Source organism: Bacteroides acidifaciens (assembly GCF_024623065.1).
Taxonomy (GTDB): domain Bacteria; phylum Bacteroidota; class Bacteroidia; order Bacteroidales; family Bacteroidaceae; genus Bacteroides; species Bacteroides acidifaciens.
Genome location: NZ_JANJZR010000006.1, coordinates 52,362 through 78,139, shown reverse-complemented (window position 1 = coordinate 78,139; position 25,778 = coordinate 52,362). Strand labels below are relative to the sequence as shown.

At 44.6% G+C, this 25,778-nt stretch carries 15 protein-coding genes; 10 read left to right on the top strand and 5 right to left on the bottom strand.

Going from position 1 to position 25,778, the window contains the following annotated elements:
* Positions 1-394: 394 nt before the first annotated feature.
* Positions 395-3,298 (bottom strand): beta-galactosidase, encoded by a 2,904-nt coding sequence (locus NSB03_RS03000; RefSeq protein WP_503596548.1) that lies wholly within the window; start codon positions 3,296-3,298, stop codon positions 395-397.
* Between the two features lie 288 nt (positions 3,299-3,586).
* Here NSB03_RS03000 and NSB03_RS02995 point away from each other — a divergent pair, with 288 nt between their 5' ends.
* Genes NSB03_RS02995 through NSB03_RS02970 form a run of 6 tightly spaced genes read left to right on the top strand, consistent with a single transcriptional unit; the run spans position 3,587 to position 14,052 of the window.
* Entirely contained in the window at positions 3,587-6,463 is a 2,877-nt protein-coding gene (locus NSB03_RS02995; RefSeq protein WP_024986429.1) for an exo-beta-1,4-galactosidase, read from the top strand.
* 56 nt (positions 6,464-6,519) lie between these two features.
* Positions 6,520-7,758 (top strand): rhamnogalacturonan acetylesterase, encoded by a 1,239-nt coding sequence (locus NSB03_RS02990; RefSeq protein WP_257466202.1) that lies wholly within the window; start codon positions 6,520-6,522, stop codon positions 7,756-7,758.
* A 21-nt stretch (positions 7,759-7,779) separates the two neighbouring features.
* Positions 7,780-9,303: a glycoside hydrolase family 28 protein gene (locus NSB03_RS02985; protein WP_024986428.1), complete on the top strand. Its 1,524-nt coding sequence runs from the start codon at positions 7,780-7,782 to the stop codon at positions 9,301-9,303.
* Entirely contained in the window at positions 9,254-9,850 is a 597-nt protein-coding gene (locus NSB03_RS02980; RefSeq protein WP_128824236.1) for a DUF4450 domain-containing protein, read from the top strand. Before NSB03_RS02985 ends, NSB03_RS02980 begins: the two co-directional genes overlap by 50 nt.
* 33 nt (positions 9,851-9,883) lie before the next feature.
* The gene (locus tag NSB03_RS02975; RefSeq protein ID WP_257466201.1) at positions 9,884-11,287 is read left to right on the top strand and encodes a rhamnogalacturonidase; all 1,404 of its coding nucleotides are present in this window, start codon (positions 9,884-9,886) and stop codon (positions 11,285-11,287) included.
* On the top strand, positions 11,287-14,052 hold the full coding sequence (locus tag NSB03_RS02970; RefSeq protein WP_257466200.1) for an alpha-L-rhamnosidase: 2,766 nt from the start codon (positions 11,287-11,289) through the stop codon (positions 14,050-14,052). The genes NSB03_RS02975 and NSB03_RS02970 overlap by 1 nt, the downstream gene beginning before the upstream one ends.
* Positions 14,053-14,135: 83 nt before the next feature.
* On the opposite strand, the gene NSB03_RS02965 is transcribed toward NSB03_RS02970, so the two are convergent.
* From NSB03_RS02965 to NSB03_RS02955, 3 genes are all read right to left on the bottom strand, one after another.
* Complete coding sequence (locus NSB03_RS02965; protein ID WP_024986426.1) at positions 14,136-14,639, bottom strand: helix-turn-helix domain-containing protein; 504 nt, start codon at positions 14,637-14,639, stop codon at positions 14,136-14,138.
* 765 nt (positions 14,640-15,404) lie between these two features.
* Entirely contained in the window at positions 15,405-17,156 is a 1,752-nt protein-coding gene (locus tag NSB03_RS02960; RefSeq protein ID WP_024986425.1) for an AAA family ATPase, read from the bottom strand.
* A gap of 223 nt (positions 17,157-17,379) precedes the next feature.
* Positions 17,380-18,552, bottom strand: coding sequence for a MalY/PatB family protein (locus tag NSB03_RS02955; protein WP_024986424.1), 1,173 nt, complete (start codon positions 18,550-18,552; stop codon positions 17,380-17,382).
* A 68-nt stretch (positions 18,553-18,620) separates the two neighbouring features.
* Here NSB03_RS02955 and NSB03_RS02950 point away from each other — a divergent pair, with 68 nt between their 5' ends.
* The 4 genes from NSB03_RS02950 (at position 18,621) to NSB03_RS02935 (ending at position 24,851) form a co-directional block, all read left to right on the top strand.
* The gene (locus NSB03_RS02950; protein ID WP_024986423.1) at positions 18,621-19,406 is read left to right on the top strand and encodes a Cof-type HAD-IIB family hydrolase; all 786 of its coding nucleotides are present in this window, start codon (positions 18,621-18,623) and stop codon (positions 19,404-19,406) included.
* 103 nt (positions 19,407-19,509) lie between these two features.
* Positions 19,510-21,510: an AAA family ATPase gene (locus NSB03_RS02945; RefSeq protein ID WP_217937979.1), complete on the top strand. Its 2,001-nt coding sequence runs from the start codon at positions 19,510-19,512 to the stop codon at positions 21,508-21,510.
* 118 nt (positions 21,511-21,628) lie between these two features.
* Positions 21,629-24,157 carry an AsmA family protein gene (locus NSB03_RS02940; RefSeq protein ID WP_024986422.1) on the top strand — a complete coding sequence of 843 codons (2,529 nt, stop codon included), beginning with the start codon at positions 21,629-21,631 and terminating at the stop codon, positions 24,155-24,157.
* A gap of 79 nt (positions 24,158-24,236) precedes the next feature.
* Positions 24,237-24,851 (top strand): L-threonylcarbamoyladenylate synthase, encoded by a 615-nt coding sequence (locus tag NSB03_RS02935; protein WP_024986421.1) that lies wholly within the window; start codon positions 24,237-24,239, stop codon positions 24,849-24,851.
* Positions 24,852-24,944: 93 nt separating this feature from the next.
* Here the strand turns inward: NSB03_RS02935 and nagB are convergent, their stop codons facing one another.
* Positions 24,945-25,757: a glucosamine-6-phosphate deaminase gene (nagB, locus tag NSB03_RS02930; RefSeq protein WP_024986420.1), complete on the bottom strand. Its 813-nt coding sequence runs from the start codon at positions 25,755-25,757 to the stop codon at positions 24,945-24,947.
* Positions 25,758-25,778 lie beyond the last annotated feature (21 nt).

Genomic DNA, 25,778 nt, shown 5'->3' with positions numbered 1-25,778 from the left:
TGATGGACATATATAACCACCGTGATGAATATATAGATGCAATACGGTGAGTATATAGATGTACCATTTCAAGTATTAATAGATGAGAGCCAAGGTGTTAACACCTGACGACTAGGCTATTAACATCTGACAGTTCATCTATTAATACCTGACAATGGATTTGCTATCAGCCTATTTTCATTAGCTATAATGATATCCGGATTAGCTATAATGATATTGGTTTTAGCTCAAAGGATATTTTGAAAAGACAAGGTGAAACCGATAATGTTCTGTTTCACCTGATTTCACCCCTCGCTTTCACCCGCTATAGCCTTATTCATCGGCATTTCAAGAATCAGGTGGAAGCGATGAATGGCAATAATCTTATAGATTAGAATTAGATGCTATTCTATATTCATATTGAAAAGACCAATACGCCTGCCGTAGGAATTTCCGGGGTTCCTATCAATACTTTACTGCCTTTCGGCAAATCGAAAGTATAAGGCCGGTCTGAATAGTTCAGAACAATTCCAAAGCCATTGCGGTATTCCATTGTCACGCCATAAGGCAAATCCATTACCGGGATATTTAGCTGTGCATATAGTTTTTTCAATATATCTTTTTCCAACACACCGTTGTGGCTGTCCACTCCAACATAAGTAATCGTTCCTTTTCCCAATTTACGGAAAGTCACAGCGGGGCTTCCTTCGTAAAATTCATTGGTATATGTCGCCCATACTTGTGCATCGGTCGGGGGATTCAGGATTTCTCCCCATGTATTCCAGGCATACTCTTTTCCGTTCATAACAACAGTGCCGGGATCTTCGGGAAGAAGCAAGTCATAGAAATTCATTTCGTTTCCGGTCAGCGGGGTAATCATAGAGCCGAAAGGGGCTTCCGGCAGACGACCATAACGGTCTTTCTGTGCCGTTCGACAGGTCAGGACGAGATTTCCGCCATTCTTCACATAAGCAGTCCATTTGTCTACCAGTTCTTTATCAGCTAATTGATAGGCCGGGGCGATAACGACCGGGTAATCGGATAAGTTCTTGGCTTCTGAAATAAAATCGACGGGGGCTCCGAATGATTTTAAGGTACGGTAATACTTTTCAATATGCGCAAAAGTATCCCAAGTCCGGTTTTGTTTCTGTCGCTCAATGCTCCAAGAGTTTTCAGGATTGAAAAGAATAGCTGTACGACGTGCCAGGTAATCAGCAGGCTTCGCCTCACGGGGAGCATAATGCTTACGAAGTTCACGAATCTCTTTTATAAAAGTTTCATACTCTTTTCCACCGGGGGTAACAGTCACTCCGTCTGTTCCCACTATTCCATAATGATATTGTTCTGTCCCATAGAGCGGTTGACGATAGCGGTAGGTACAGATAAAATCACTTCCGCCGGCAAAGACACTCCACAACCACAAGCGGACAGCTCCCGGAAGGGGCTGGGGATTGATACTGCCCCAGTTCACTTGTCCCGGTTGCAGTTCCATTACACCATACGTTCCCTGTATCGGACGGAAAAAATCATTCGCCCAAGCAATACGCAATGGATTACCAACACGATAGCCCCGACGACCGATTCCCTCATTATCTCCATATACCATGTAACGGGTATAACTTTGGAAATCCAACGCAGGACTACCACCAATATGTCCTTCATCATAATTCGGTATATAATTGGTTGTTACCCATTGGTTCTTTGCATATTTCTTGATTAGCAGGCATTGCTCATTCAGAAAATCATTGGTTTGCGTTGCTGCAAACCGACGGTAATCCAAAATCTGATGATGGTTCATAAACATCTGTACACGCTTGGGAAGCGTTATTTCATCAAAAGAAGAATAAGCCTCACTCCAAAAAGCAGTTCCCCATGCATTATTTAAAAGTTGAATGTCATTATTATATTTGGAACGAAGAAAATCACGGAAAGCAAGTTCCGCTTTCGGATTATAGTCAAACTGTACGGCAGGTTCGTTATCAAGTTGCCATCCGATAACACGAGGATCGTTACCATAGTGCTGCGCCAGTTTTTCAATCATCTTATAAGATAACTCTCTGTAAAGAGGAGAAGCAAATGAAGCATGCTGACGGGCTCCGTGATCAAGCACCGTTCCATCTTCATTCTTCAACAGAATTTCAGGATATTTCCGGCTCATCCATACAGGAGGAGTGGCAGTAGACGTACACATTATCACTTTCAAATCATATTTGGCAGCTAACGCTACGGCTCTGTCGAGCCAGGTAAAATCATAGCGTCCTTCTTCCGGCTCCAGTTGCGCCCACGCAAATTCGGCAAAATGAGTAAATTCAAATCCCAAGTCATGCATTTTCTTGAAGTCACGTTCCCACTGGCTTTCATTCCAGTGTTCAGGATAATAGTAGACGCCTGTCCGTGTCAGATCTTTGTCATTAAACCAGGAATTCTCTTTCAATGCTTCCACTACGGAAGCGTCTACCGCAAATGCCGTTCCATGACGAATGCCTCGCGGGAAAGAGACTTGGTCGGACACATCTTCCCATGTTTCGCCATGATCTAAAGAGCGAACGGCACCATAACGATGATCACGGTATTTATCGAAGTAAACATAAAGCGTATCACCGACAAAAAGAGGAGCAGGTCCTTCCGCCCAATACTTTCCTGTAATAGGCGCCGATACTTTGGCCGGGAATCCTTTTTCTATCTTTTTTGTACGCGTAACGCGCAAATTCTTTTCCGGCGGATTGGAGTTCTCATTCTTGACTATCATTATTAGGTCTCCCACCTTCGGATCTTTCACAATAGCAGCGTCAATCACACTGAAATCAGGGTTGAAGAACATCTTTGTCTTTGAGAAAGTGCGGAAATCCTTTGTTGTCACATAATAAATACGATGGTTCAATCCCTTCTCGCTTTCGCTGGTAGGTATTTCCTTGTGACGACCGGGGATGGTAGTTGCCCAAAAGATATAGTAAGTTTGCGAAGGCTCGTCATAAAAGAGTTCAGGTGCCCAACAATTATGGGCAGTCGGCTCATGCATCATCACCGGAATAGCCTGTTGTTCACTCCAATGAATCAAATCACGGGAAGAAGCATAACCGATAATCCGGTCGGTCCAACTGGAAGTCCAGACCATGTGGAAAGTTCCGTCCGGAGCCTGGCAAATACTCGGGTCACGCATCAATTTATCTTTACCGACGGAAGGTGTCAGATAAGAGCGTCCGCCATTCAAAGGCATCCAGTTCAACCCGTCATAACTATAAGCTAAATGCAATCCATCTTTACTGCCATTGATGAAATAAGAAAAGAGATAAGCAGTCTCACCGGCAAAGATTGTCATTACCGAGCAAAGACTTAGAGCCATCCAAACAACTACTTTTTTCATGTTTCCTTTTAAGATTAAAAAGTTTACCCCGCAAAGATAAGGTATCTCCCAACCTCCTCAAAAATAAAGAGCATGGATAATATTTCAAATCCATGTAGTTTTGTACACCACCCGCCCCATAAGTACATTTTGATACAATATTCTATGTATCTGTACATCTTTCTATTTACTAAACCCTTAAAAAGCTCTACTTTAGCGGCAGATTTTATAATAGAGATGAAAAACATATCAATTCTATATATCATGAAACAACTTTTAGTAAGTATTGCCATCGTATTTGCCTCTATACTGACCGCAACGGGGCAAAACCATTCTTTCAGTTTATCCGGTAAATGGAATTTCCAGATAGACCGGGAAGATATCGGCACCAAGGAACAATGGTTTAAAAAAAGCCTTGATGATCAGATTAATCTCCCCGGCTCCATGCCCGAAAAGCTGAAAGGAGATGAAGTAACCGCCCGCACCCGGTGGACCGGAAGCTTGTACGACAGCTCTTACTATTTCAATCCATACATGGAGAAATATAGAATAGAAGGGCAAGTGAAACTTCCCTTTTTCCTGACTCCCGACAAACATTACGTAGGGGTAGCCTGGTATCAAAAGAAAGTTACAATACCTTCCAACTGGAGAGGAGAAAGAATCACTCTTTTCCTGGAACGCCCGCACATCGAAACGACCGTATGGGTCAATCAACAGAAGCTCGGTATGCAGAACAGTCTTTGTGTTCCTCATGTGTATGATCTGACTTCGGCTGTTACTCCCGGCAAAACCTGCCTGATTACTATTCGCATCGACAACCGCATCAAAGAAATCAATGTAGGTCCCGACTCTCACAGCATCACCGACCAGACCCAAGGTAACTGGAACGGAATTGTAGGACGAATTGAATTACAGGCCACTCCTAAAGTTCATTTTGAAGACATCCAGATATACCCTGATTTACGCAATCAGAAAGCACTGGTACGCATGAACATACAGTCTGCCTCTTCCACCAAAGGAGATATTACACTTTCTGCCGAAAGTTTCAATGCGGACACTCAACACAAAGTAGCTCCTGTTCAGCAAAGCTTCCGTATCCGTCCGGGAGACAATGCGATAGAGATGGAGCTTCCTATGGGAAAAAATTTCCTCACATGGGATGAGTTCAATCCAGCACTGTATAAACTGACAGCAAAACTGACCAACGGTAAACAGGCCGACATCAAACAGGTACAATTTGGAATGCGCGATTTCAAGATAGAAGGAAAATGGTTCTACGTCAATGGTCGCAAAACAATGCTTCGCGGCACAGTGGAAAACTGTGATTTCCCATTGACCGGTTATGCCCCGATGGATGTAGCTTCCTGGGAGCGGGTGTTCCGCATTTGCCGCAACTATGGTTTGAATCACATGCGTTTTCATTCTTTCTGCCCACCGGAAGCTGCTTTTATCGCAGCCGATCTGGTCGGTTTCTATCTGCAACCGGAAGGTCCGAGTTGGCCGAATCACGGACCAAGACTGGGTAACGGACAGCCAATCGACAAATATCTGATGGACGAAACAATTGCCCTGACTAAAGAATACGGAAATTATGCATCTTACTGTATGCTGGCTTGTGGTAACGAACCTTCCGGACGCTGGGTGGCATGGGTGAGCAAGTTTGTCGATTATTGGAAAGCGACAGATCCACGTCGTGTATATACGGGAGCTTCTGTTGGAAACAGCTGGCAATGGCAACCTCACAATGAATACCATGTGAAAGCCGGAGCACGCGGTTTGAGTTGGGCAGGTGCACGACCGGAAAGTAAATCGGATTATCGTGCGAGGATAGACACCGTGAAACAACCGTATGTATCACATGAAACAGGTCAATGGTGCGTATTCCCGAACTTTAACGAAATCCGCAAATATACCGGAGTCAACAAGGCGAAGAACTTTGAGATATTCAGGGATATTCTGAATGATAACCACATGGGAAGCCAAAGTTATGATTTTATGATGGCGTCGGGCAAACTGCAGGCACTTTGTTATAAGCATGAGATTGAAAAAACATTGCGCACTCCCGATTATGCAGGTTTCCAATTGCTGGCTCTCAACGATTATTCGGGTCAGGGAACGGCATTGGTCGGCGTACTGGATGTATTTTTTGAAGAGAAAGGATATATCAACGCAGAACAATTCAGACGTTTTTGCAGCCCGACTGTGCCCTTAGCCCGTATTCCGAAGTTTGTATATACCAATGATGAAACATTCCATGCCGACATCGAAGTTTCCCACTTTGGTGCAGCCCCTCTGCAAGGAGCAAAAACCAGCTATACCATCAAAGACAAGTTCGGAAAGGTGTATGCCAAAGGAGCTGTCGGCACACAAACGATTCCTATTGGAAACCTTTGTGCACTAGGTAGTGTGGATATGAGCCTGAAGGGGATCGATACTCCGCAGAAACTTAATCTGGAAGTACGTATCGAGGGCAGCGATGCCGTCAATGACTGGGATTTCTGGGTATATCCTGCACAAGTGGAACTGACACAGGGTGAGGTATATACCACGGATACACTGGATGCCAAAGCTTTATCGGTATTGCAGGAAGGCGGCAACGTTTTGATTACGGCAGCTGGAAAGATTCAATACGGCAAAGAAGTCAAACAATACTTTACTCCGGTATTCTGGAATACTTCCTGGTTCAAAATGCGCCCGCCGCACACAACCGGTATTTTCCTGAATGAATATCATCCTCTTTTCCGTGAATTTCCTACGGAATTTCATAGTAACCTGCAATGGTGGGAATTATTGAATAAAGCCCAGGTGATGCAATTTACCGACTTCCCGGCAGAATTCCAGCCAACCGTTCAAAGCATCGATACCTGGTTCATCAGCCGGAAAATCGGAATGTTGTTTGAAGCAAACGTATTGAACGGTAAACTGATGATGACCAGTATGGATATCACTTCTCAACCGGAGAAACGAATCGTTGCCCGACAAATGCACAAAGCAATCCTGGATTATATGAATTCGGATGCTTTCCGCCCGTCAGCAACTATTACCCCGGAAGTGATACAAGCATTGTTCACCAAAGTAGCAGGAGATGTGAAATCTTATACCAAAGATTCACCGGACGAGCTCAAACCGAAAATTAACTAAAAAGGAAATTATCAGGCACGGATTACATAAATTAATATACATTCATATTACTTATAATGAAAACCACTATCATAGGCTTACTACTCTTGACTGCAATGACCGTCAATGCCCAAGAAAAAGTCCGAACCTACCAACTGTCGGACGCCCCCCGATATAGCGAGGAGACGGGATACGGATACGATCTCACCGCCACGCCCGAGAAAGGGAGTAAATCACCTTTCTTCTTCTCTGTCCGTGTTCCGGACGGAAATTACAAAGTTACCGTACGCCTGGGAAATAAAAAACAGGCAGGAGTGACCATCGTAAGAGGTGAGTCACGCCGGCTGTTTGTTGAAAACCTGCCAACTAAAAAAGGACAATTCGTAGACGAAACATTTATCATCAATAAGCGTAACCCTCGTATCTCCGAAAAAGAATATGTACGAATCAAACCCCGTGAGAAAGCGAAACTGAACTGGGATGATAAACTGACATTGGAATTTAATGGAGATGCACCTGTATGTCAAAGTATCCGTATCGAACCTGCCGATCCGTCGGTTATCACAGTCTTTCTGTGCGGTAACAGTACAGTAGTCGACCAGGACAACGAGCCTTGGGCTAGCTGGGGACAAATGATTCCTCATTTCTTCGGAACAGATGTTTGCATTGCCAATTATGCGGAATCCGGTGAATCGGCCAATACTTTTATCGGAGCAGGACGTTTGAAAAAAGCATTGAACCAGATGAAGAAAGGCGATTATCTCTTCATGGAGTTCGGACATAACGATCAGAAGCAGAAAGGTCCTGGAAAAGGAGCTTACTACTCTTTTATGACCAGTCTGAAAACCTTCATCGACGAAGCACGGGCACGTGGAGCACACCCCGTACTGGTTACTCCCACCCAACGCCGGAGCTTTGACGCGACCGGACATATCCGCGACACACACGAAGATTATCCGGAAGCTATGCGTTGGCTGGCCGCCAAAGAGAATGTGCCGTTGATTGACCTCAACGAAATGACTCGGACATTATATGAAGCGTTAGGCACGGAAACATCCAAACGCGCCTTCGTACACTATCCGGCAGGGACTTATCCCGGACAGACCAAGGCTTTTGAAGACAATACCCACTTTAACCCTTATGGCGCTTACCAGATAGCCCAGTGTGTGATTGAAGGTATGAAGAAAGCCGCACCCGAGTTAGCCAAACACTTGAAAATAGATCCGGCATACGACCCGGCACACCCGGATGACGTGAATACATTCCATTGGAACGAATCACCTTTCACAGAAATAGAGAAACCGGACGGAAATTAAAGAATCCCAATATTGACCTATATGAAAAGTAAAAACATCCTTCCCCTACTCGTTGCGGGGTCGTTTTTTATAGCATGTACTCCAGCCAAACAAGCAGGAAGCAACAGCTTCGAATGGGGGCAAGTACCGCAACAACCGGATTTGTCATGGGCTGACAGTGTAGGAAGCCGGCAAATGCCCGGAAACAGTCTTATCTTATCCGCCAACTCTTTTGGCGCAGTAGCAGACAGCACAGTGCTCAGCACGGAGGCTATCCAGAAAGCAATCGACAGTTGCTCCGTCTCCGGTGGAGGCACGGTCATCCTGCAACCGGGATATTATCAGACAGGAGCATTGTTTGTAAAAAGCGGTGTCAACCTGCAACTGGATAAAGGAGTGACTCTACTGGCTAGTCCTCACATTCATCATTATCCCGAATTCCGCTCGCGAATTGCAGGTATTGAAATGACATGGCCGTCAGCAGTGATCAACATTGTCAACGAAAAGAACGCTGCCGTCAGTGGAGAGGGAACGCTGGATTGTCGGGGCAAAGTATTCTGGGATAAATACTGGGAAATGCGGAAAGAATATGAAAAGAAAGGGTTGCGTTGGATTGTGGATTACGACTGTAAACGTGTACGGGGTATTCTCGTGGAACGCAGTTCGGACGTTACTCTTAAAGGATTCACCCTGATGCGGACAGGCTTTTGGGGATGCCAGGTTCTTTATTCCAATAACTGCACCATAGACGGACTGGTCATCAATAATAACTTGGGAGGACACGGCCCCAGTACGGATGGTATCGACATCGACTCGTCCACTAATATTCTGATTGAAAACTGCGACGTCGATTGCAATGATGATAATATTTGTATCAAATCGGGACGCGACGCAGACGGATTGCGTGTCAATCTCCCTACGAAGAATATAGTAATACGCAACTGTATAGCCCGCAAAGGTGCAGGTCTCATCACCTGTGGCAGCGAAACCTCCGGCAGCATACGGAATATATTGGGATACAACCTTCAAGCAGTCGGCACCTCGGCTGTACTACGGTTAAAGAGTGCCATGAACCGTGGAGGAACGGTCGAAAATATCTATATGACCGATGTAAAAGCAGAAAAAGTCCGCCACGTACTGGCTGCGGATCTGAACTGGAATCCCAGTTATAGTTACAGTGTATTACCTAAAGAGTATGAAGGGAAAGATATTCCGGAACATTGGAGAGTTATGCTGACTCCGGTAACACCACCCGAAAAAGGTTATCCACACTTTCGCAATGTGTATGTATCGAAGATCAAAGCAGAAAATGTAGATGAATTTATCTCTGCTTCCGGCTGGAATGACTCGTTGCGTCTGGAAAATTTCTATCTTTATGCCATCGAAGCGCAGACCCATAAACCGGGGAAAATCTGCTATACAAAAAACTTCAATTTGTCTGAAATAACATTGGATATGAAAGACAAAAAAGCTATTGAACTAAATGAAAATGAACAAAGTAATATCCACTTCAACTATGCTGAAACAACTCCTGACCACCGTACTGCTGGGAATCTTGCTCATTAATGTACAGGCACAATCCCTGACTCCGCCTGCCGGTACTTTCCGGCTGGGAATATCGAAGGGAAATGAAAGCCACTGGCTGAAGCCTAAAGAAAAAGTAGAAGGGATCCATTTCCAATGGAAAGCCCTGCCCGATAGCCGCGGCTTTATTCTCGAAGTAGCAGTCACCTCCTTGCAGCAGGCAGACAACTTATTCTGGAGTTTCGGAGACTGTCAGCCGGACATGGATATAAACGTGTTCAGTGTAGAAGGGCAAGCCTTCACCTGCTATTATGGTGAAAGTATGAAACTCCGCACCTTGCAGGCAGTCACTCCCACTGAAGATATCCGTTTGAGTAACGGCCGCCAGGACAAGACTCCCCTCTTGCTTTACGAATCGGGGAAACGAACAGATCGTCCGGTCCTCGTAGGGCGCTGCCCGCTCGCGGCAAACAGTAAACTTTATTTCTGTTTCTACGAGCAAAATGCACAAGCAGATTATAATTATTTTATGTTGCCGGATCTTTTTGCAAAGATTGATGAATCTAAACATAGTAAAAATGGTAACTAGTAGTATCTCCATTTAGCTTAAATCCATACAAAGATGAAAAGAATATATCTACTACTCAGCCTACTCGCCGGTTGCCTGTATATGCAGGCAGCAATCTATAACGTTAAGGACTTTGGAGCCAAAGCGGATGGAAAAACCATCGATTCTCCTGCTATTAATCGTGCAATTGAAGCAGCTGCAAAAGCCGGAGGAGGTACGGTTTACTTACCAGCCGGAGAATATGCCTGTTATTCTATCCGGTTAAAAAGTAACATTCATTTGTATCTGGAGCAAGGTACATGTATTCTTGCCGCCTTTCCCGGAAAAGAAGAAGGATATGATAGTGCCGAACCAAATGAACATAACAAATATCAGGATTTCGGACACAGCCACTGGAAGAATTCTTTAATTTGGGGAATCGGGCTGGAGAACATAACGATCAGTGGGCCCGGACTTATCTACGGTAAAGGGCTGACCCGCGAAGAAAGCCGTCTGCCGGGTGTAGGCAACAAGGCTATCAGCCTGAGGGAGTGTAGAAATGTGACTCTGAAAGATTTATCCATGCTGCATTGCGGACATTTCGCCCTGCTTGCCACAGGAGTAGATCATCTGACTATCTTGAATCTGAAAGTAGATACCAACCGGGATGGATTCGATATTGATTGTTGCCGGAATGTACGTATCAGCCAATGCACGGTGAACTCACCCTGGGATGATGCCATTGTATTGAAAGCATCCTACGGTTTAGGACGTTTCCAGGATACGGAAAATGTGACGATCAGTGATTGTTATGTAAGCGGTTATGATAAAGGAAGTGTATTGGATGGCACCTGGCAACTGGATGAGCCGCAAGCCCCCGATCATGGTTACCGCACCGGACGCATCAAACTGGGAACAGAAAGCAGCGGAGGCTTCCGTAATATTGCGATTACCAATTGTATCTTTGAGCATTGCAGGGGGCTGGCATTGGAAACCGTAGACGGAGGACATCTGGAAGATATTGTTATCAGCAATATCACGATGAGGAATATCGTCAATGCTCCTATCTTTCTAAGACTGGGCGCACGTATGCGCAGTCCGGAAAGTACGCCTGTAGGCACCATGAAACGTATCCTTATCAGCGACATCAACGTTTGGGATGCCGACAGCCGTTATGCCTCCATCATCAGCGGAGTGCCGGGTGCATGTATTGAGGACGTCACTTTTCGAAATATCCACCTCTATTATAAAGGAGGATATAGCGAAGAGGATGGCAAACGTATTCCGCCCGAACAGGAGAAAGTATATCCCGAACCCTGGATGTTCGGCACTATTCCCGCTAAAGGATTTTACGTCCGCCATGCACGGAACATCACTTTCGACGGTATCCGCTTCCATTTTGAACAACCGGACGGACGACCGCTTTTTGTAACTGATGACGCAGAAAACATAGAATACTATAACACACCGAAAGAATAATGAATAAAAGACAATGGATAGTTCTTTGCCTGCTCGCCACAGGTGGAGTAATGCAAGCACAACAATGGCCGGACACTCCGATGGAAGCACGTCCCGGAGCCAGATGGTGGTGGCTGGGAAGTGCCGTAGACGAAAAGAACCTGACATATAATCTGGAAGAATACGCACGTGCCGGTATGGGAGCGGTAGAAATTACTCCTATCTATGGCGTACAAGGCAATGACGCGAATGAAATTCAGTTCCTTTCTCCCCGCTGGATGGAAATACTTAAACATACACAAGCGGAAGGAAAACGTACGAGTATGGAGATTGATATGAATACCGGAACCGGATGGCCTTTTGGCGGACCTGAAGTCAGTATCGAAGAGGCGGCTACCAAGGCTATCTTCCAGACATACGAAATAGAGGGCGGCAAAGAGATTGAACAAGATATCAACGTGACTGACCCTAAACAACAGCCATATTCCGTATTAAGCCGGGTGATGGCATACGATGAGAAAGGCAAATGTATCAACCTGACTGCTCACGTAAAAAAAGACAAGCTGCAATGGAAAGCACCTGCCGGCAAATGGAAAGTGATCGTTCTTTACATCGGAAAGACACGGCAGAAAGTGAAACGGGCAGCTCCGGGAGGAGAAGGATATGTGATGAACCACCTGTCAAAGAAAGCTGTCAAGAACTATCTTTCCCGCTTTGACCGTGCATTCAAGAGTAGCAAGACAAGCTATCCGCATACTTTCTTCAACGATTCATACGAAGTTTATCAAGCAGACTGGACGGATGATTTTCTGGAACAGTTCGCTCGCAGACGGGGATATAAGCTGGAAGAGCATTTCCCTGAATTTCTGGATGAAAGCCGTCCGGAAGTCAGCAAACGTATCGTGTCCGATTACCGGGAGACGATTTCCGACTTGTTATTGGAAAACTTCACCTGTCAATGGACAGACTGGGCACACAAAAACGGTAGTATCACCCGCAACCAAGCACATGGTTCGCCCGGCAATCTGATTGATATTTACGCAGCCGTAGATATTCCCGAATGTGAAGGCTTCGGACTGTCGCAGTTCCATATCGAAGGATTGCGTCAGGATTCGCTGACCAAGAAGAATGATTCGGACCTGTCTATGCTGAAATATGCCTCCTCGGCAGCTCATATTGCAGGAAAAACGTATACTTCTTCCGAAACATTTACATGGCTGACGGAACATTTCCGCACTTCCCTGTCGCAATGCAAACCGGATATGGACTTGATGTTCGTTTCCGGTGTCAATCATATGTTCTTCCACGGGACGCCTTACTCTCCGAAAGAAGCCGAATGGCCCGGATGGCTGTTCTATGCGTCTATCAATATGAGCCCGACGAACAGTATTTGGCGTGACGCTCCTTCGTTCTTCAATTATATCACCCGTTGTCAGAGTTTTCTGCAAATGGGACGGCCGGATAATGATTTCCTGATTTATCTTCCGGTCTATGACATGTGGAGCGAGCAACCGGGACGATTGTTACTGTTCACCATCCACCACATGGATAAACTCGCTCCCAAATTTATCAATGCTATCCATCGTATTAATAACAGCGGATATGACGGGGATTATATCTCTGACAACTTCATCCGCAGCACCCGTTTCAAGGACGGACAGTTGGTTACATCGGGCGGAACGGGTTATAAAGCATTAGTAGTACCTGCCGCGCACTTGATGCCGAGTGATGTGCTGGCACATCTTTATGAACTGGCCAAGCAAGGAGCTACCATTGTATTCCTCGAAAACTATCCGACGGATGTACCGGGATATGGTCAGTTGGAACAGAAACGGAAAAGTTATCAACAGACTTTGAAGAATCTGCCTGCCGTATCGTTTTCAGAAACAACCGTCACTCCGATTGGGAAAGGTAAAATTATCACCGGAACGGATTATGCACGTACATTGGCCTGTTGCCATATCCCTGCGGAAGAAATGAAAACAAAATTCGGGTTGCAGACCATTCGGAGAGTCAATGACACAGGACATCATTACTTCATCTCTTCACTGCAGAACAAAGGAGTAGATGGCTGGATTACTTTAGGTACAAATGCCAAAACAGCCGCTCTCTTTAACCCCATGACCGGAGAATGTGGAGAAGCGAAAGTGCGTCAGGTAGACGGGAAGACACAAGTCTATCTGCAATTAAAATCGGGCGAGTCTATCATCCTGCAAACATACCGACAACCTTTACAAGCATCCAAGCCGTGGAAGTATGTAAAAGAACAACCCTTTAGTCTTTGCCTGGACCATGGCTGGAAATTGCACTTTGCTGAAAGTAAACCGGAGATTCAGGGTACATTTGATATAGACCGTCCATGTTCATGGACAAACATAGATCATCCGGCAGCCCAAACAAATATGGGAACCGGCGTGTATTCTTTGGATATTGAGTTGCCGGCTCTGAAAGCTGACAACTGGATTCTTGACTTGGGAGACGTACGCGAAAGTGCCCGTGTCCGAATCAACGGACAGGAAGCAGGCTGTGTATGGGCAGTGCCTTATCAGCTTAAGGTAGGGCAATTCCTGAAACCTGGAAAAAACCACATCGAGATAGAAGTCACTAACCTCCCTGCGAATCGGATCGCAGAATTGGACAGACAGGGAGTGCAGTGGCGCAAATTCAAGGAAATCAATATTGTAGATTTAAAATATCGTCCGGCTGATTATGGACATTGGGCTCCTATGCCTTCCGGTTTGAATAGTGAAGTACGGTTGATTCCGGTAGATTTTATACAAGAGTAAGTATCTATCCCCTTATTTGATTTCTGCTACACATAGAAAGTAAAGTTTCATGAGGCTGTCTAAAACCGACTTTTCAGACAGCCTCATGTCTTATTTAGTACATTACGGTATGTAGTGCAATCTTCTGTATACTTTTTAGTCTGTCCGGGTTGTTGTATCTCCACCCATAGCTGTACGTGCGGCTTCCTCAGCCGCACAGCCTCGGCATATTTCTCCGTACTGCGACGCAGCGCTGTCCTCCCATTCTCCAGCCTGGTCATACCGAGCGTGGCGGACAGTTCCGGCTCGTGCTCGTGCAGGTACTTGCGGAAAGTTTCCGGGTTCAGCCCGAATTCGGCGGCAACCGCTGCCGTAGAGAGTCCGCCCTCTTTCAGCCTCTTGATGGCGGGGGCGTACTTTTGGGCCGTGAACCTGAGGTAGCGTTTCGTAGCGGACAAGGGGATGCCCCACACCTGTCCCATCTGCGTGCAGCCGCGCCTTTCCAAGATCAGCTCTCTGTGCCATGTGCGCAGGTGTGACCTCATAATGATGTCCGAAACGGTGTAAGGCTTCCGGCGCGCTTCCAGTGTTGCGATATAGTTGTCCAAATCACCCTGTATCTGTCTGAGCTCCCGGTTTAACTTACCGACTTCTCTTTTACTGCGTACAGCTTTTTAAAATTTGAGCGGCAAAAATAATATTAAAAGTGACGACAGTCTGTTTTATGTTGAAACTGAAAAATATTTCAGATATTTACATACCTATATAATAATAACTACCCTTGCCACAAATAAGAAACAAGAAGTAGGAAAGATTGGTTCTGTCCATTTGGCTTTATTATCACATGTCATCATAGTCTAATCATTAACGCTTAATGAACTGCAATAAAGCCACCGTTCATTTTCATTATAACTAGCTGGCAATCAAAGATTATACTACTATAATCAATAGATTCTCAATAAGACATCTCTATCGTTTCACTCTAGTGAACAAGCTTATGCACTCTAGTGCACAAGTCTATTCACTCAAGTGCAACGGTCTGTTCACTAGAGTGGAATAATACCGATAAAGGCAGGAAAAAACAATAATACCAGTTGCGAAAGATATGTTATCTACCGACTTAACATACAAACTACGGTTATATTGCCTTCTACATATTAGTTTCTTGAAACAAAGACAAGCATAATATGCAGCATGAGAAATGCGAAATAGAGTATGAGAAATACCTTCTTTAAAGGCATTTTATAGCTATAAACTATGAGAAATGCATGTAAACATTTTAATTCTCATAGTCTATACATCTAATTATCAGCCAAATGCGATTCTTTATGAGAATATGAGAAAGATTTTGCGAAATCGTTTCTAGTATTGCCTTACACTTCTTCACATACCGGCATATCCATCCCTTTATACACTACCACAATCTTGTGCAATTTCGTAGTGCCAACAGCTCGTTTCACAGTCTCCGTTTCTGCATAGCGGTTAGCTTGTTCGATAGCTTCCTGCCGCAATTCATCCACACGGCTTTCAGAGTCCTTGTATTTTGCATACTTCAATTCTATAATATAACTATGCGTCATGTCGGAATAGATATCCAACAAGGGACATAGGAATATATCAACATAGCCTGCTTGCGTATCTTGCTCGGAGATAGGACGGTAAAAGCGGTTCTGCGCTGTCATGGCAAGGGTGAAGCCATGGACGAAAAATTCACCTTTCTGTTTGTCACGTTGGGAAGCGTAACGTTTCAGGCAGTCGGCAATGTAGCCGAAATAGGCTTTCCATTCGCCATCGTAAGCAAGTCGACTGGCAAGTTCGTTCTTCTCATAACTGCTGAAACTTAGATCTGCGTCATTGTATGTATTCAGCAGATAGGTATAGAGTTGTTCCTGAACCACTTGGTTAGGGATGGTCAGCTTGGTCTTTCCTTTATGTATTCCGCTGATAGTGAGCATACCGAAATAATAGAGCAAACTCACAAAGTTGTCCGGATTAGTGATGCTGACAGCAGGGAAGCCTTTCTTCAGTTCTCCTGTGATATAGCCTTGACTTACTAAAGTCTGGACGACAGAAGCATCATGTGCAAACTCCTTGTCCTTACGGATAAGCATACGCAATTTTTCATAATCGATACGGATATTATCTTCTACCATATCCCGTGGCGCCCTACCACTCATAATATAGTTCTTAACAAAATAGAGCACCATATTAGAGTTATACATCGTGGTATCACCGTAACATTCCTGCGCAAAACAATAGTTGTCATACCACGGCTTCATTATTCCTATCAGTTCATCTACAGTATGCTTGAAAGGACTGTTTGTTGAATAGTAAGTCAGCATTTCGCGCACTTCCTCTTCAGTGAACCCCATCATTTCGTTAAATTCGGATGTAAGTGAATAATTAGTACCGATATTGAACCCACTAGTCAAATCATCCATTGTTACAGGGCTTACGCCCGTTATGAAACAGCGTTTGATGCTGGAATAGGTTCCTGCCTTAATCTTATTGAAGAAGGCGCGGAGGTAACCTTCACCATGTGTTTCATTGGTATAGCGGTGCAAACTTTCGGGGTCGGCAAGTATGGCGTTGGTGAAATGGTCGTACTCATCAATAAACAGATAAATATCTCGACCGGCACGCTCACACTCATGATAAAGAAAGTCGAGCTGATTGACTGCCCCATCCTTTTCGTCCAGCCTTTCTTTGATACCTTGCGGCAGAAGGTCGGCATAGACTTCGCAGAAATAATCAAAACAGATTTGGCAATGTGCATCCAGTCCTTCACGGTAGTTACTCAGTTCGCCGACAATGCCGGAGAAATTGAGATAAAGCACCAGATAACTATTACGGTCACGCGTGGGATACTTACCTATATATAAGTCTCCGAAGAGTTCATCGAATTTGTCTTTAGTACGCACATCATAATAATGTTGTAGCACATTCAGCGTCAGGCTTTTGCCGAAACGTCGGGGGCGGATGAAGAAAAAGAAACGGTCTGCCTGTTCTATCAGAGGTATGAAATGGGTTTTGTCGACATAATAATAGTCTTCACGACGAATTAATGCGAAGTTCATCATACCATAGGGAATGCGCTTTCTATCCGGAAATAAATATTTTTCCATTACTTTATGCTTTAAAGAAATGAGTACTCTGTAAATGACAGAAACAAAGATAATCTCTTTCTGCCATTCTCACAAACAAAAGCACTTCCTTTTTGGGATACTCTTTCACAAAGGGAAGGATTATTCCTCACATGATTTGTTTTTATTCACCAGACACCCTCATTGAAAATCATTACTCATTTCAGTGAGAATCATTCCAATGTAATAATCCCATTCCAAAGGGTTACTCTAAACTTATTACTGCCTGCTCCAACTGCTTCAACGCACATTCCAACGTAGCACGCGGACAAGCAATATTCAACCGCATGAAGCCTTCGCCTTCCTTGCCAAATGTTGCTCCATCGTTCAATGCCAAATGAGCATCTTCTATGAAAAGGCGGTTCAGTTCTTCCTGATTTAGTCCTAATTCACGGCAATCCAAAAAGATAAGGTAGGAAGCTTGCGGACGAATCATCTTGATAGTAGGAATATGTTCTTTCAGATAGTTTTCGGTGAAGTCTACATTTTCCTTGATATAAGCAAGTACTTGTTCAAGCCATTCAGTACCATGACTGTAAGCAGCCGCCACACTAAGATACGCAAACAGATGCCCTTCATTGAATTCACTGGCTTCCATATATGTCTGGAAACGGTGACGAAGTTCGTCATTTTCAATGATTGCATAAGAACTCGCCAATCCCGGCATATTGAATGCTTTGCTCGGAGACATAAAGACGAGCGAATTCATCCGTGCTTTTTCCGAAATCAAAGCAAAAGTAGGATGTTTATAAGGAGGTAAGGTCAAGTCGGCATGAATCTCGTCCGAGATGATTAATGTACCGCTTTCATAACAGATATCAGCTATTTGAGAAAGTTCCTCTTTCGTCCATACACGTCCACCCGGGTTATGGGGATTACTTAAAATAAGCAGTTTGCAGCCCTGAATATCTTGGCGGAAACGGTCAAAATCAATATAATATTGTCCGTCTTTCAGCACTAACGAACTGAATACGACTTCACGCTCATTCTTCTGTGTTACCAAAAAGAAAGGATGATAAACAGGAGGCATGACCATTACTTTATCACCTTTCTGCGTAAAGCAGTGGATAGCAAAAGCCAATCCACGGACAATGCCGGGAGTGAATGTCAGCATCTCCTCACTTACTGTCCACCCGTGGCGTGCCTGTAACCAGTTGATTATGGATTCCGACCATTCTCTGCAGGCAAAAGTATATCCGAGCACTTCATGCTCCAGGCGTTTTTTCAAAGCGTCTATCACAAAAGGAGCCGTACGGAAATCCATATCAGCTACCCACATCGGAATCAAGTCGTTGCGTCCCCAACGGCTTTCCACTCCGTCCCATTTTACGGAATCTGTACCGTTACGGTTTATTATTTCATCAAAATTATAGTTCATACTGCATGATGTTTTTATGTTATGTGAGACAAAAGTAGTACATTTGTACTCAATTCAAAAAGGAATTTATGACGAAAGCACTATTTTTTGATATAGACGGAACGCTGGTCAGTTTTGAAACTCACCGCATCCCGACTTCTACCATTGAGGCACTGGAAGCCGCCCACGCTAAAGGAATGAAGATATTTATCGCTACCGGACGCCCGAAAACCATTATCAACAATCTTTCCGAATTGCAGGACCGGAATCTTATCGATGGATATATAACGATGAACGGAGCCTATTGCTTTGTCGGTGAACAGGTGATTTACAAAAGTGCCATACCACAGGAAGAAGTGAAAGCAATGGCAGCTTTTTGCGAGAAGAAAGGTGTTCCCTGCATTTTCGTAGAAGAACATCATATTTCTGTCTGCCAACCTGATGATATGGTGAAAAAAATATTCTACGATTTTCTGCATGTGGATGTCATTCCTACTATATCTTTTGAAGAGGCAACAGGCAAGGAAATTATACAGATGACTCCTTTTATCACGGAGGAAGAAGAAAAAGAAATCTGCCCATCCATCCCTACCTGCGAAATCGGACGCTGGTATCCTGCCTTTGCAGATATTACGGCAAAAGGAGACACCAAGCAGAAAGGAATAGATGAAATCATCCGTTACTTCGATATTAAACTGGAAGAAACGATGTCATTCGGAGACGGAGGAAACGACATCAGTATGCTTCGCCACGCAGCCATCGGGGTTGCTATGGGACAGGCTAAGGAAGACGTGAAAACCGCTGCCGATTACGTTACGGCTCCCATTGACGAGGACGGAATCAGCAAAGCGATGAAACATTTCGGAATCATTTAATTAATGTGCCGATTTACCAATGCGCCCAAAACTATTATCCCGCGATTTCATGACACAACGTATTGGCAATTAGCACATCAACAAATTTGCATATTATTATATGATGAGCGTAGACACTAACAACGCTGAGTTTCAGGATGCACTGAATCTGATTCAATATACCCGCCAGTCGGTCTTTCTGACAGGAAAAGCCGGTACGGGAAAATCTACATTCCTGCGTTATGTCTGCGAGCATACCAAGAAAAAGCATGTCGTACTTGCTCCGACGGGTATTGCCGCCATCAATGCCGGGGGAAGCACCATGCACAGTTTCTTTAAACTACCTTTCTATCCGCTATTGCCGGATGATCCTAATTTAAGCCTCCAACGTAGCCGTATTCATGAGTTCTTCAAATACACCAAGCCACATCGTAAGTTGCTGGAACAGATAGAACTGGTCATTATCGACGAAATCTCTATGGTACGGGCGGATATTATTGATGCCATCGACCGTATTTTGCGCGTATATTCCCATAACTTGCGTGAACCTTTCGGTGGAAAACAGTTGTTATTGGTAGGCGATGTCTTCCAATTGGAACCTGTCGTGAAGAACGATGAGCGGGAAATATTGAACCGATTCTATCCCACTCCCTACTTTTTCTCTGCCAGAGTGTTCGGACAAATAGACCTCGTCTCTATCGAACTTCAAAAAGTATATCGACAGACAGACCCTGTATTCGTCAATGTCCTTGACCATATCCGCACCAATACAGTCGGAGCTGCAGACCTGCAACTACTTAACACCCGCTACGGAAGCCTGATTGAAGAATCGGAAGCGGATATGTACATCACGCTTGCTACCCGAAGGGATACGGTAGATTCAATCAATGAAAAGAAACTGACCGAACTTCCGGGAGAACCGATTACTTTTGAAGGGGTTATCGAAGGAGATTTTCCGGAAAGCAGTCTGCCTACTTCACAAGAGCTTGTACTAAAGCCCGGTGCACAGATTATCTTTATCAAGAATGATTTCGACCGTCGTTGGGTAAACGGTACGATTGGTGTCATTGCCGGAATTGACGAGGAAGAAGAAACCATCTACGTCATCACCGACGATGGAAAAGAATGTGACGTAAAACTGGAATCATGGCGAAATATCCGCTACCACTATAACGAAAAAACAAAAGAAATAGAAGAAGAAGTATTAGGCAGCTTCACCCAATACCCCATCCGGTTAGCATGGGCCATCACTGTTCATAAAAGTCAGGGACTGACTTTCAGCCGGGTAGTCATCGACTTCACCGGCGGTGTATTTGCTGGAGGACAAGCATACGTAGCACTTAGCCGTTGTACCTCACTGGACGGCATCCAGCTCAAGAAACCGATTAACAGGGCAGATGTTTTCGTCCGTCCAGAGATTGTAAACTTTGCCGGACGCTTCAACAACCGCCAAGCCATCGACAAGGCACTGAAACAGGCACAAGCCGATGTGCAATATGCCGCAGCCGCACGTGCCTTCGACAAAGGGGATATGGAAGAGTGTCTGGAACAGTTTTTCCGTGCCATCCATTCCCGCTACGATATTGAGAAACCTGTTCCCCGTCGTTTGATCCGCCGTAAACTCGGCATTATCAATACACTGAAAGAACAGAACAAAAAACTCAAGGAACAGATGAAAGAACAGCAGGAACGTCTGCGCCAATACGCACACGAGTATCTGTTAATGGGAAACGAGTGTATCACTCAGGCACACGACGCACGTGCCGCCCTTGCCAACTATGACAAGGCACTCAGCCTCGACCCGAACTACATAGATGCCTGGATACGAAAAGGTATCACGCTCTTCAACAGCAAAGAGTACTTTGACGCGGAGAACTGCTTCAATACGGCTGTAAATCTTCATCCGGCAAACTTCAAAGCTGTCTACAACCGGGGGAAACTCCGACTAAAAACAGAAAATACAGAAGGCGCCATCGCCGACCTGGATAAAGCGACAAGCCTGAAACCGGAGCATGCCGGCGCACATGAACTTTTTGGAGATGCTCTGTTAAAAGCCGGAAAAGAAGTGGAAGCTGCGTTACAATGGAGAATTGCAGAAGAGTTGAGAAAGAAAAAAGAGAAATAATAAAACTAAGTTCTTAATCCTTATTAACTAGGAATTTATCAACCTTTTATCCCTGTTTATCAAAAAAAATTATTAGTTTTGCCCTCCATAACTTGTCAGACTCTTAAAATAGAAGTAAATGAAAAAAGGTTTGAAAATCGCAGCTATCACCGTAGGAGTAATTATCATTCTGATGCTCCTTCTTCCTTTTGCCTTCCAGGGTAAGATAGCCGATATCGTAAAGACAGAAGGCAACAAGATGCTCAACGCTCAATTTGACTTTAAGAAACTCAACATTAGCCTGTTCCGTAACTTCCCGCAGGCTTCTGTCACTCTCGAAGATTTCTGGCTGAAAGGTACAGGAGAATTCGCTAACGATACCCTTGTACAAGCCGGAGAAGTTACTGCCGCCATTAATCTATTCTCGCTTTTCGGAGATAGCGGCTATGATATTTCCAAAATCTTCATTGAAGACACCAAGCTGCACGCCATTGTATTGCCGGACGGGCAAGTCAATTGGGATATTATGAAACCGGACATGTCCGTGACCGACGAAACACCTGTTGCTGAGGAAGAAGAATCTTCTCCTTTCAAAGTCAAGCTGCAACGCTTTGTTATCAAAAACATGAATCTGGTCTATGATGACCAACAAGGAAAAATGTATGCTGATATCCGCGACTTCAATGCTATCTGCGCAGGAGACTTAGGAAGCGAACGTACTACCCTGAAACTGGAAGCGGAAACCAAATCACTCACCTACAAGATGAACGGGATTCCTTTTCTGGCAAACACCAATATCTCCGCAAAGATGGATGTAGATGCCGACCTTGCCAACAACAAATATACATTGAAGGATAATACGATTCGTCTTAACGCCATCCAAGCCGGCATCGACGGCTGGGTAGCCTTGAAAGACCCGGCTATCGACATGGACTTGAAACTTAATACGAATGATATCGGTTTCAAGGAAATTCTTTCGTTGATTCCTGCTATTTACGCCACAGAATTCTCCAGCCTGAAAACAGACGGAACTGCAACGCTTACCGCAACGGCCAAAGGTATCCTGCAAGGAGACACCGTTCCGGCATTCAATATTGACATGCAAGTCAAGAATGCCATGTTCCGCTATCCGGCTTTACCGGCAGGAGTAGATCAAATCAACATCAGTACTAACGTTCAGAATCCGGGTGGAAATATTGACCTGACTACCGTTGATATTAATCCGTTCAGCTTCCGTCTGGCTAACAATCCATTCAGTCTGACCGCCAACGTGAAAACTCCAATCAGCGACCCAGACTTTAAAGCCGAAGCAAAAGGTATTCTTAACTTGGGCATGATTAAGCAGGTATATCCGCTTGAAGAGATGGAGTTGAACGGCACCATTGATGCCGATATGCAAATGTCGGGACGCCTCTCATCTATCGAAAAAGAAGAATACGAACGTATACAAGCTTCGGGTACTATCGGACTGACGGGCATGAAACTCAAAATGAAAGATATGCCGGATGTAGAGATTAAAAAGTCTCTCTTCACCTTCACTCCGAAATACCTCCAGTTGAGTGAAACAACCGTCAACGTCGGAAAGAACGATATTACTGCCGACAGCCGGTTTGAAAACTACATCGGTTATGTATTGAAAGGTAGCACATTGAAAGGAAACCTGAATATCCGTTCCAACTACTTTAATCTGAACGACTTCATCACCGCTTCTGCCGATGAAGCCTCCACATCAGAAGCTGCGTCCACCGACTCTGTAGCTACAGCCGCCACAAGTATTGTTGAAGTTCCCCGTAACATCGACTTCCAAATGGACGCTAACCTGAAACAGGTGTTATTCGACAAGATGTCTTTCAATAATATGAATGGCAAACTTGTTGTAAAAGATGGCAAAGTGGATATGAAAAACCTTTCCATGAACACCATGGGTGGTAATGTAGTGATGAACGGCTATTACTCTACCGCGAACGTGAAGAAACCGGAACTGAAAGCCGGATTCAAGCTCTCCAATATCGGTTTCGCACAAGCTTACAAAGAACTGGATATGGTGCAGAAAATGGCTCCTATCTTCGAAAACCTGAAAGGTAATTTCTCCGGAAGCATCAATGTCCTGACAGATTTGGATGCAACCATGAGCCCCGTACTGAATACGATGCAGGGTGACGGTAGCCTTTCCACCCGCGACCTTAGTTTAAGCGGAGTAAAAGCAATCGACCAGATAGCCGATGCTGTGAAGCAACCCAGTCTGAAAGACATGAAAGTGAAAGACATGACATTGGATTTCACCATCAAAGACGGCCGCGTAGAAACCAAACCGTTTGATATCAAGATGGGAGACTACAACCTGAATCTTTCCGGCAGCACAGGACTCGATCAAACCATCGACTATTCCGGTAAAGTGAAACTGCCCGCATCCGTAGGCAATATCTCTAAGTTAATGACGCTTGATTTGAAAATCGGAGGTTCGTTCACCTCTCCGAAAGTCAGCGTAGATACTAAAAGCATGGCCAACCAGGCTGTTGAAGCCGTAGCCGATGAGGCTATCAGCAAACTCGGTCAGAAACTGGGTCTGGATTCTGCCGCTACTGCCAACAAAGACTCTATCAAGCAGAAAGTCACAGAGAAAGCTGCGGAAAAGGCACTGGATTTCTTGAAAAAGAAACTCAAATAAAAAGAGAAGACAATAACCATTTAACCCACTCGTCCCTCCTCCTTCTCCTTTGCGAGAAGGAAGGGATGAAGCTTTTAATATGTTACTGAAACTATATGATAAAAACAATAACCCGCAGGATTTACAACGAATCATCGATATCCTGAATGATGGCGGACTTATCATCTATCCTACCGATACGATGTACGCCATCGGCTGTCATGGTCTGAAGGAACGTGCCATAGAACGGATCTGCCGGATTAAAGAGATAGACCCTCGAAAAAACAATCTGTCTATCATCTGTTATGACTTAAGCAGTATCAGCGAATACGCAAAAGTAGACAATAACGTATTCAAACTGATGAAGCATAACCTTCCGGGACCATTTACCTTTATTTTGAACGGAACCAACCGGTTACCGAAAATCTTCCGCAACCGGAAAGAGGTAGGTATCCGTATGCCGGACAACAACATCATCCGTGAAATCGCACGCCTGCTGGACGCTCCCATTATGACCACCACACTGCCCCACGAAGAGCACGAGGACTTGGAATACATGACTGACCCCGAACTTATAGATGAAAAGTTCGGCGATATAGTAGACTTGGTCATTGACGGGGGAATCGGGGGAATAGAACCCTCGACAGTAGTAAAATGCACAGAGAACGAACCGGAAATCGTCCGACAAGGAAAAGGCTGGCTGGAAGAGAATTAATTCCGCTGACAGCTATCTCTAACATACAAAATGGGCTGCAATCAATTCAACACTGATGCAGCCCATTCTCTTTTTATAGAATCAATTTTATGCTTACTTAATCAAAGATTCCGGATCTAAATGAGCAGACTCGATATCCTTAAAGTAGCGGTAAGTGCCCACTTTCAATTCAACAGTAGCGGCATCGTCACAAACGATAATACCCTTTTCATGCATTTGCAATGCACTGATTGTCCACATCTGTGTGATAGCACCTTCTACTGCATGATACAAAGCACGAGCTTTGTTATGACCGTTTACAATAATCATCACTTCCTTTGCAGCAAGCACAGTACCCACCCCCACTGTCAATGAAGTCTTGGGAACTTTGTTGATGTCATTGTCAAAGAAACGTGAGTTGGCAATGATAGTATCCATTGTCAATGTTTTCTGACGAGTGCGTGAAGTCAATGAAGATCCCGGTTCGTTGAATGCGATATGTCCGTCAGGGCCGATACCACCCATAAACAAGTCGATACCACCGTAAGACTTGATCTTTTCTTCATAACGTGCACATTCAGCATCCAAGTCAGGAGCATTGCCATTCAGGATATTTGTATTCTCCGGTTTGATGTCGATATGGCTGAAAAAGTTATTCCACATAAAAGAATAGTAGCTTTCCGGATGTTCTTTCGGCAATCCTACATATTCGTCCATGTTGAATGTTACCACATTCTGGAAGGAAACGATACCTTTCTTATTCAAGTCAATCAACGCTTTGTACATACCCAGAGGAGAAGAACCTGTAGGGCAACCCAATACAAATGGTTTCTCAGGAGTCGGATTGGCAGCCTTTATTTTTGCAGCAACATAATGTGCAGCCCACTGAGATACGGACTGGTAGTCCGGTTGAATAATTAATCTCATAAGTCGATTGTTTTATAGGTT

What these genes read in the sequence shown, in the direction of transcription:
- NSB03_RS02960 (WP_024986425.1), bottom strand. Translation starts at nt 17,156, where the DNA reads ATGGAAAAATATTTATTTCCGGATAGAAAGCGCATTCCCTATGGTATG.
- NSB03_RS02945 (WP_217937979.1), top strand. Translation starts at nt 19,510, where the DNA reads ATGAGCGTAGACACTAACAACGCTGAGTTTCAGGATGCACTGAATCTG.
- nagB (WP_024986420.1), bottom strand. Translation starts at nt 25,757, where the DNA reads ATGAGATTAATTATTCAACCGGACTACCAGTCCGTATCTCAGTGGGCT.
- NSB03_RS02980 (WP_128824236.1), top strand. Translation starts at nt 9,254, where the DNA reads ATGCTGAAACAACTCCTGACCACCGTACTGCTGGGAATCTTGCTCATT.
- NSB03_RS02950 (WP_024986423.1), top strand. Translation starts at nt 18,621, where the DNA reads ATGACGAAAGCACTATTTTTTGATATAGACGGAACGCTGGTCAGTTTT.
- NSB03_RS02935 (WP_024986421.1), top strand. Translation starts at nt 24,237, where the DNA reads ATGTTACTGAAACTATATGATAAAAACAATAACCCGCAGGATTTACAA.
- NSB03_RS03000 (WP_503596548.1), bottom strand. Translation starts at nt 3,298, where the DNA reads ATGACAATCTTTGCCGGTGAGACTGCTTATCTCTTTTCTTATTTCATC.
- NSB03_RS02985 (WP_024986428.1), top strand. Translation starts at nt 7,780, where the DNA reads ATGAAAAGTAAAAACATCCTTCCCCTACTCGTTGCGGGGTCGTTTTTT.
- NSB03_RS02955 (WP_024986424.1), bottom strand. Translation starts at nt 18,552, where the DNA reads ATGAACTATAATTTTGATGAAATAATAAACCGTAACGGTACAGATTCC.
- NSB03_RS02970 (WP_257466200.1), top strand. Translation starts at nt 11,287, where the DNA reads ATGAATAAAAGACAATGGATAGTTCTTTGCCTGCTCGCCACAGGTGGA.
- NSB03_RS02990 (WP_257466202.1), top strand. Translation starts at nt 6,520, where the DNA reads ATGAAAACCACTATCATAGGCTTACTACTCTTGACTGCAATGACCGTC.
- NSB03_RS02975 (WP_257466201.1), top strand. Translation starts at nt 9,884, where the DNA reads ATGAAAAGAATATATCTACTACTCAGCCTACTCGCCGGTTGCCTGTAT.
- NSB03_RS02995 (WP_024986429.1), top strand. Translation starts at nt 3,587, where the DNA reads ATGAAACAACTTTTAGTAAGTATTGCCATCGTATTTGCCTCTATACTG.
- NSB03_RS02940 (WP_024986422.1), top strand. Translation starts at nt 21,629, where the DNA reads ATGAAAAAAGGTTTGAAAATCGCAGCTATCACCGTAGGAGTAATTATC.